This is a genomic window from Kitasatospora sp. NPDC056273 (genome assembly GCF_042268845.1).
Classification (GTDB): Bacteria; Actinomycetota; Actinomycetes; order Streptomycetales; family Streptomycetaceae; genus Kitasatospora.
In genome coordinates this window covers 1-6,486 of the sequence record NZ_JBHJSJ010000113.1, presented here as the reverse complement: position 1 = coordinate 6,486, position 6,486 = coordinate 1, and the positions used below count along the sequence as shown (strand labels likewise).

At 72.7% G+C, this 6,486-nt stretch carries 5 protein-coding genes; 3 read left to right on the top strand and 2 right to left on the bottom strand.

The window, feature by feature from the left end; genetic code table 11:
* Positions 1 to 89: 89 nt before the first annotated feature.
* Positions 90 to 2,654, bottom strand: a complete 2,565-nt coding sequence (pepN, locus tag ACFCY1_RS41165) for an aminopeptidase N (RefSeq protein ID WP_049648962.1) — start codon at positions 2,652 to 2,654, stop codon at positions 90 to 92.
* Between the two features lie 226 nt (positions 2,655 to 2,880).
* Between pepN and ACFCY1_RS41160 the strand changes: the two genes are divergently transcribed.
* The gene (locus tag ACFCY1_RS41160) at positions 2,881 to 3,513 is read left to right on the top strand and encodes a DsbA family protein (RefSeq protein ID WP_049648961.1); all 633 of its coding nucleotides are present in this window, start codon (positions 2,881 to 2,883) and stop codon (positions 3,511 to 3,513) included.
* Positions 3,514 to 3,579: 66 nt separating this feature from the next.
* Here the strand turns inward: ACFCY1_RS41160 and ACFCY1_RS41155 are convergent, their stop codons facing one another.
* Positions 3,580 to 5,007, bottom strand: coding sequence for an amino acid permease (locus ACFCY1_RS41155; RefSeq protein ID WP_117487765.1), 1,428 nt, complete (start codon positions 5,005 to 5,007; stop codon positions 3,580 to 3,582).
* Between the two features lie 266 nt (positions 5,008 to 5,273).
* Between ACFCY1_RS41155 and ACFCY1_RS41150 the strand changes: the two genes are divergently transcribed.
* On the top strand, positions 5,274 to 5,873 hold the full coding sequence (locus tag ACFCY1_RS41150; RefSeq protein ID WP_375877798.1) for a biotin transporter BioY: 600 nt from the start codon (positions 5,274 to 5,276) through the stop codon (positions 5,871 to 5,873).
* A 79-nt stretch (positions 5,874 to 5,952) separates the two neighbouring features.
* Positions 5,953 to 6,438: a ribose-5-phosphate isomerase gene (locus ACFCY1_RS41145; protein ID WP_049648958.1), complete on the top strand. Its 486-nt coding sequence runs from the start codon at positions 5,953 to 5,955 to the stop codon at positions 6,436 to 6,438.
* The last annotated feature ends 48 nt before the right edge of the window (positions 6,439 to 6,486 follow it).

Sequence of the window (6,486 nt, the reverse complement as noted above, 5' to 3'; positions counted from 1 at the left end):
GCCCGCCCCTGGTTTCCAGGAGCGGGCCGGGGCCCACGGCCGTTACCGCGTACGGCTGTCGCGGCGCGGTCGGTGCGGCGTACGGCCCGTCAGATCCGGTCGCAGGCCTGCGCCCGCAGCGCGCGGGCCAGGTCGTCCCGGCGCTCCAGCACCAGGCGGCGCAGCGCCGGCGCGGCCTGCGGGTGCCCGGCCAGCCAGCCGTCGGCCTCGGCCAGGGTCTGCTCGGACGCCTGGGCGAGCGGGAAGAAGCCGCCGACGATCCGGATCGCGATCTCGATGGTCCGGTCGGCCCAGACCCGCTCCAGCAGCTTGAAGTACGGCGCCGCGTAGAGGGCCGTCAGGTCGCGCTGGGAGGGGATCGAGAAGCCCCCGGTGTTGGCCTCGACCAGGGCGCTCGGCAGCTCGTCCGAGTCGATGACGGCCGACCAGGCGGCGGCCTTGGCCTCCGCGGTGGGCCGGGCGGCCAGGCACTGGGTGTGGTGCCGCTTGCCGCTCGCGGTGTTGTCGGCGGCCAGCTCGGCGTCGAGCTCCTCGTCGGCGGCCTGGCCGGCCGCGGCCAGCGCCAGCCACAGCGACCAGCGCAGGTCCTGGTCGACCTCCAGGCCGTCGATCCGGGCGCTGCCGGACAGCAGGCCGCGGACCAGGCCGAGGTGCTCGGCGCCGCCCGCGGTCTGGGCGAGGAAGCGGGCCCAGGCCAGCTGGTGGTCGCTGCCGGGGACGGCCTCACGCAGCTCGCGCAGGGCGCCGTCGGCGAGCAGCCGGCCGCCCTCGCCGCGCCAGGCCGGGTCGGCGTACAGGTCGACGGCGGTCTTGGCCTGGGCGTGCAGCGACTGGAGCACGCCGATGTTGCCCTCCTGGCCGGCGAAGCGCAGCACCAGGGCGACGTAGTCGCGGGCCGGCATCAGGCCGTCCCGGGTGAGGTTCCAGACCGCGGACCAGGTCAGCGCCCGGGCCAGCTCGTCGCGGATCTCGCCGAGGCCGGCCCGCAGGTTCTCCAGCGACTCCTCGTCGAAGCGGATCTTGCAGTAGGTCAGGTCGTCGTCGTTGAGCAGCACCAGCGCCGGGCGGGGCAGGCCGGCGGCCTCGGTGACGACGGTCCGGGCGCCGGTGACGTCCAGCTCGATCCGCCCGGTGCGGACCAGGGCGCCGTCCGCGTCCCGGTCGTACAGGCCGACCGCGATCCGGTGCGGGCGCAGCACGTCGCCGTCCTGGAGCACGGCCAGCTCGGTGATCCGGCCCTCGGCGTCGGTGGTGACCTGCGGGGTGAGCGCGTTGACCCCGGAGGTCTGCAGCCAGGCGGCGGCCCAGGCCTTGAGGTCGCGGCCGCTGGTCTCCTCCAGCACCTCCAGCAGGTCGCCCAGCTCGGTGTTGCCGAAGGCGTGGCGCTTGAAGTAGCGGCGGGCGCCCTCGAAGAACGCCTCCGAACCGACGTACGCCACCAGCTGCTTGAGGACGGAGGCGCCCTTGGCGTAGGTGATCCCGTCGAAGTTGAGCTTGGCGTCCTCCAGGTCCCGGATGTCCGCGGTGATCGGGTGGGTGGTGGGGAACTGGTCCTGCCGGTAGGCCCAGGCCTTGCGCTGGTTGGCGAAGGTGACCCAGGCCGAGGAGTAGCGGGTGCGGGCGCCGATCAGGCCGTAGGAGCCCATGAAGTCGGCGAAGGACTCCTTCAGCCACAGGTCGTCCCACCAGCGCATGGTGACCAGGTCGCCGAACCACATGTGCGCCATCTCGTGCAGGATGACGTTGGCCCGGGCCTCGTACGCGGCGTCGGTGACCTTCGAGCGGAAGACGTACTCCTCGCGGAAGGTGACGCAGCCGGGGTTCTCCATCGCGCCGATGTTGTACTCGGGGACGAAGGCCTGGTCGTACTTGCCGAAGGGGTACGGGTAGTCGAACTGCTCGTGGAAGAAGTCGAGTCCGAGCTTGGTGACGCCGAGGATCTCGTCCGCGTCGAAGTACGGGGCCAGCGACTTGCGGCACATCGCGGAGAGCGGGATCTCCAGCGCGGTGCCGTCGGCCAGTTCGCGGCGGTAATGGTCGCGGGCGACGTGGTACGGGCCGGCGACGACGGCGGTGAGGTAGGTGGAGATCGGCCTGGTCGGCGCGAACTCCCAGGTGCGGGCGCCGTCCTGCTCGGTGACGTCCTCGTGCGGGGCGTTGGAGCGCACGTCCCAGGCGGCCGGGGCGGTCACGGTGAAGGTGAACGGGGCCTTCAGGTCGGGCTGCTCGAAGTTCGCGAACACCCGGCGGGCGTCGGCCGGCTCGTAGTGGGTGTAGAGGTAGGTCTCGCCGTCCACCGGGTCGACGAAGCGGTGCAGGCCCTCGCCGGTGCGGCTGTAGGCGCAGTCCGCCTCGACGGTCAGCACGTTCTCGGCGGCCAGGCCGTCGACGTGCACCCGGGCGCCGTCGTAGGCGGTGGCCGGGTCGAGGGCGCGGCCGTTGAGGGTGACCGAGCGGACGGCGGGGGCGAGCAGGTCGAGGAAGGTGTCCGCACCGGGCTGGGAGCAGCGGAAGGTGACGGTGGTGGTGGAGCGGAAGGTGCCGGCCTCCCGGTCCGGGGCCGAGGTCACGTCCAGCCGGACCTGGTAGCCGTCCACGGCCAGGATGCTGGCCCGCTGCTGCGCCTCGTCGCGGCTGAGGTTCTTGCCCGGCACGGCGGTACTCCTTTGTCCGGCTCGCACGGTGGTGCGCCTGTGGGTGGTGCGGTCTCGGCGCGGGGTGTGCCCCGCGCACGCGGGGTCATCCTTTCACGCCCCGCGGCGTCAGTACCATTGCACAGGCCGCCGCGTTCGCACCGGAATCAGCGGTGCGGGGCGGGTGTTGGCGTTCCCGGGGCGGAACTCCTCCGTGTCCCGGACCACCTCACGAAGGGCACCCGCAGTGACGACTGCCGCTGAGCGCAAGACCGCCGACTTCTGGTTCGACCCGGCCTGTCCGTGGGCGTGGATGACCTCCCGCTGGCTGATCGAGGTCCAGCAGGTGCGTCCGGTCGACGTGCGCTGGCACGTGATGAGCCTGTCGGTGCTCAACGAGCACCGGGACCTCCCGGAGAACTACCGGGAGCTGCTGGACAACGCCTGGGGCGCGGTGCGGGTCTGCGTCGCCGCCGCCGAGCAGCACGGGCCGGAGGTGCTCGGCCGGCTCTACACGGAGCTGGGCGTGCGCTTCCACAACCAGGGCCTGCCGCAGAACCGGGAGACCGTCGAGGCCGCCCTGGTGGCCGCGGGCCTGCCCGCCGAGCTGGCCGGCGCGGCCGACACGGACGCGTACGACGAGGCCCTGCGCGCCTCGCACCAGGAGGGCATCACCCTGGTCGGCGAGGACGTCGGCACCCCGGTGATCGCGGTCGAGGGCGCGGACGGCGAGCGGGTGGCCTTCTTCGGCCCGGTGGTCACCCCCGCCCCGAAGGGCGAGGCCGCGGCCCGGCTGTGGGACGGCACCCTGCTGGTGGCCTCCACCCCGGGCTTCTACGAGATCAAGCGCACCCGTACGGCCGGCCCGTCCTTCGAGTAACGGCGCCGGACACGCGGCAGGGCCCGGTACCGAGCGGTACCGGGCCCTGCCGCGTGCGCGGGGAGGTCAGCGGAGCGCGGCGGCGTCCCGGCGCTGCTTGAGCAGCCCGGCGACGGTGAGCGCCGCGACCAGCACGCCGGCCGCGTACAGCTGCTGGCGGTTGCCCTCGGTGGTGGTCATCAGGGCGAGGATGCCGGCCACGGCGGCCATCGCGATCCAGGTCAGGTACGGGTAGCCCCACATCTTCACGGTGAGCAGCTCGGGGGCCTCGCGCTCCAGCCGGCGGCGCATCCGCAGCTGGACCACGCAGATGAACAGCCAGACCACCAGGATCGCCACGCCGGTGGTGTTCATCAGCCAGGTGAACACGGTGTCCGGCCAGAACTTGGCGGCCAGCACGGCGCCGAAGCCGAACAGACAGGAGGCCAGGACGGCTCTGCGCGGCACCCCGCCGCCGACCTTGGCCAGCGCCTTGGGGCCCTGGCCGCGGCCGACCAGCGAGTACGCCATCCGGGAGGCGCCGTAGATGTTGGCGTTCATCGCGGACAGCAGCGCGACCAGCACCACCACCTGCATGATCAGTCCGGCGGCGGGCACCCCGAGGTGGCTCAGCACGGTGACGTACGGGCCGTCCGCGACGACCTTCGGGTCCTTCCAGGAGACCAGGGTGACCACCAGGGCCATCGAGCCGATGTAGAAGATCGCGATCCGCCACACCGCGGTGCGCACGGCGTTGGCGACGTTCTTCTTGGGGTCGTCGGACTCGGCGGCGGCGATGGTCACGGTCTCCAGACCGCCGTACGCGAAGACCGAGGCGAGCAGGCCGACGATCAGCCCGCTGACGCCGTTGGGCAGGAAGCCGCCCTCGCCGGTGAGGTTGTGCGCGCCGGGGGCGCCGGGGCCGATCACCCCGGCGATGCCGAGCCCGCCGAGGACCAGGAAGGCGATGATCGCGGTGATCTTGATGGCGGCGAACCAGAACTCGAACTCGCCGAAGTTCTTCACCGCGGTGAGGTTGCTGGCGCAGAAGAAGGCCATGAACAGGGCGACCCAGACCCAGGCGGAGACGCCGGGTATCCAGCCGTTGACGATCTTCCCGGCGGCGGTGGCCTCGGCGGCGACGCCGCAGCAGAGCATCACCCAGTACATCCAGCCGGCCGTGATCCCGGCCCAGGGGCCGATCTCCTTCTCGGCGTGCACCGAGAACGAGCCGGAGGCGGGGCGGGCGGCGGACATCTCACCGAGCATCCGCATGATCAGCATGACCAGGAGGCCGGAGAGCACGAACGCCAGGATGATCGCCGGGCCGGCGGCCGCGATGCCGGCGCCGGAGCCGACGAAGAGGCCGGCGCCGATCACGCCGCCGAGGGCGATCATGGACAGGTGGCGCTGCTTCAGGCCGTGGGTGAGCTGCTGGCCACCCGGCGCCGGGGCCGCGGCCGGTCGGGTGCCGTCGGGGGTCCCGGGCGCCGGAGGGGCGGAAGTGGGGGCCATAGGGGTGGTTCCAGACTGTGCGGTATGCGACATGAGCTGTCCAATATCCGGCGCCGCCGCTGTCCATGCCAAAGATGATCGGTTCGGGCCCAGTATGCGGACCATGCCGAAACCCAAAGTGATCATGTTGTGACCAGGGGTTGTCCCGAGTCGGTTCCGACAACGCCCGAGGGCGGGGGTTTGTCCGAAACCGTGCCGTTCGCCCAGTGGATCACCGCGTAGGTTCACAGGTGTTCACTCACCTGGACTCTCACGGAGGAGCCCCGATGGCCACTGCCACCACCCCGATACCGCGCCGCGCCGTCCTCGCCGACCTGCTGCCCGCCGCCTCCACCCGCCTCGGCGCCCAGGCCCGCGACCTGGCCCTGGTGGCCGGCGGCGCCGCGCTGACCGGCGTGGCCGCCCAGCTGTCGGTCAACGTCCCCGGCTCGCCGGTCCCGGTCACCGGCCAGACCTTCGCCGCCCTGCTGGTCGGCACCGCGCTCGGCACCCGCCGCGGCGCCGCCTCGCTGGTGCTGTACCTGCTGGCCGGCATGGCGGGCCTGCCCTGGTTCACCGGCGGCGCCACCGGCTGGGCGTTCCCGACCTTCGGCTACGTGCTCGGCTTCGTCGTCGCCGCCGCCCTGACCGGCGCGCTGGCCCGTCGGGGCGCCGACCGCACCCCGGTCGACACCGCCGTCACCATGGTCCTCGGCAGCCTCGCCATCTACGGGGTCGGCGTCCCGTACCTCGCCCTGTCGCTGCACGTCCCGCTCGCCCGCGCCGCCGAGCTCGGCCTCTACCCGTACCTGGTCGGCGACGCCCTCAAGGCCGCCCTCGCCGCCGGCGCCCTGCCGCTGGCCTGGAAGCTGCTCGGCCGGCGCTGACCACCCCCGCCGCGCCGACCGCTCCCCGCCGGCGCCCCCGTTGTCGGGCCCGGGCGCACGCGCATGCCACACTCATGGCATGCGCGTGTACCTGGGCTCAGACCATGCCGGATACGAACTGAAGAACCACCTCGTGGAGTGGCTCAAGGGGGCCGGCCACGAGCCGGTCGACTGCGGGCCGCACATCTACGACGCCGAGGACGACTACCCGCCGTTCTGCCTGCGCGCCGCCGAGCGCACCGCCGCCGACGAGGACGCCCTGGGCATCGTCATCGGCGGCTCGGGCAACGGAGAGGCGATCGCCGCCAACAAGGTCAAGGGCGTCCGGGCCGCGCTGGCCTGGAGCGCGCAGACCGCCGAGCTCGGCCGTCAGCACAACAACGCCAACGTGATCTCCATCGGCGGCCGCATGCACACGGTCGAGGAGGCCACCGGCTTCGTCGAGGTCTTCCTCAAGACCCCCTACAGCGGCGAGGCCCGGCACACCCGCCGGATCGAGATGCTGAGCGAGTACGAGACCACCGGCGAGCTCCCGCCGATCCCGGCCCACCACCCGCAGGGCTGATCCCGCCACCCACCCTCTCCGGCGGCCGGTCGCACACTCCCGTGCGAC